A 1,911-nucleotide genomic window follows, 5' to 3' on the forward strand; every position below is an offset into this window, starting at 1 on the left:
TTTTTATGGTGCGCCCGGCATGGGCGATAACTAGGCGGTGAAAGTCCGCTACAGGCTTGGCAGTAGGAACTGTTAGCTGAAGGCAAGGGTGTCCGTCGCGAGGCGGAATCTGAAGGAAGCCGGAGGCAAATCCTCGGTCTGACGAACAGAAATCACATATAAGGCATGATGGGACGGACGAGCTTGCCATACAAAGCAAAGTCCAATACTGCCCGAATCTCATCATGTAGATGTGGCAGATGGATGAGGGGAAAGTTATCGCTCTTACCCGGGGAGGTCTCACAGACGTGGAGTAGGAAAAAAAATCCGAAAGACGGAGTAAAGCTTGTTGTGAGAAGTCAGCAGACGCCATAGTACGCGAATCGCCACAGCGGCTAGCGGAAGGGCTGAACAATCGTAAGTCTTGAGTACATACAGGAAGGAGAACCGGTGCGTTGAAAGCAGAATACCGAAAGGGCTGCCCACAAAGGGATAGTGTGGAACACGAAGAGTATGCGGGAGCGCGGAGTGCCGGAGCTCGGGAAAGTAGAGAAAGAGACGGTGCAGACGACCTGCTTGAAAAGATACTAAGCAGAGACAACCTGAATAGAGCCTACAAGCAGGTCAAAAGCAACCACGGGGCGCCGGGAATAGACGGAATGACCGTCGAGGCGGCACTACCGTGGCTGCGAGATAACAAAGACGAACTATTGCATAGTATCCGGGAGAGTCAATACCAACCAAGCCCGGTGCGGCGCAAGGAAATCCCCAAACCGGATGGAAGCGGAGTAAGAAAGCTCGGCATACCGACAGTGGTAGATCGCGTGATCCAACAAGCCATTGCCCAGCAACTGCATCCTCTGTTTGAACCGCTGTTCTCAGACGGCAGCTATGGCTATCGCCCGAAGCGGAGTGCGCAACAAGCGATTCGGAAAGTGAAAGCCTACGCGGAGCAGGGTTACAACCATGCGGTAGAAATCGATCTCTCGAAGTACTTTGATACGTTGAACCACGAATTGCTGATGAATCTTCTCCGCAAACAAATCCAAGACAAGCGCGTCACAGGCTTAATTAAGAAATATCTGAAAAGCGGGGTCATGGAAAATGGAGTACGACGAGAGACAGAAGAGGGGTCTCCACAAGGAGGCCCGCTATCGCCGCTATTGGCGAACATCTATCTGAACGAATTCGATCAGGAGATGAAAAGGCGAGGCGTGATCGTCATCCGTTATGCAGACGACATTGTCGTGCTGGGGAAAAGCAGGCGGGCAGCGACGAGGCTTCTGGAATCAAGCCGGAAGTACTTGGAGAATAAGTTGAGACTCAAGCTAAACACGCAGAAAAGCAAGGTAGCCAGTGTGATTGCACGGAAGCACTTCAAATTTCTTGGCTATGCGCTGGGGAAGAACGGAAACGGCGTATACATTCGTACCCATCCACAATCTCTGGTCAAAGCAAAGAAGAAACTGAAAGAGCTGACGAGCCGGAGTCAAGGCAGGAACGCCAGACAAGTGATGGAAAGCGTAAAGGTCTACATTCGCGGCTGGCTGGGACATTTCTACGTAGCTGACATGAGGCGAATTTTGCAAGACTGGAATGAATGGCTTCGAAGGCGGATGCGTATGTACATCTGGAAGCAATGGAAGAAGCCGGGAACAAAGGTGCAGAACCTGCGCAAGCTGGGGATACCGGAGTGGCAGGCTTACCAATGGGGAAACACGAGGCTGGGCTACTGGCGTATTGCCGGAAGTGCAGTACTGAACCGCTCTATAACAAACGAAAAGCTCGTACAGGCAGGGTATTATGACTTCCCTGCTCGGTACGAGCATCTTCGCAAATTGCACTCAAACGATTGAACCGCCGTATACCGAACGGTACGTACGGTGGTGTGAGAGGTCGGCTACTCAATTAATGGGTAGCCTCCTACTCGAT

1 protein-coding gene is annotated in these 1,911 nt (G+C 51.8%); it reads left to right on the forward strand.

Features of this window, described 5'->3' with window-relative positions; genetic code table 11:
- Positions 1-434: 434 nt before the first annotated feature.
- Positions 435-1,835 carry a group II intron reverse transcriptase/maturase gene (gene ltrA / locus M3661_RS29700; RefSeq protein WP_251491255.1) on the forward strand — a complete coding sequence of 467 codons (1,401 nt, stop codon included), beginning with the start codon at positions 435-437 and terminating at the stop codon, positions 1,833-1,835.
- Positions 1,836-1,911 lie beyond the last annotated feature (76 nt).

Origin of the sequence: Paenibacillus sp. MER 180, from assembly GCF_023713665.1 — a bacterium.
Lineage (GTDB): Bacteria > Bacillota > Bacilli > Paenibacillales > Paenibacillaceae > Paenibacillus_B > Paenibacillus_B suaedae.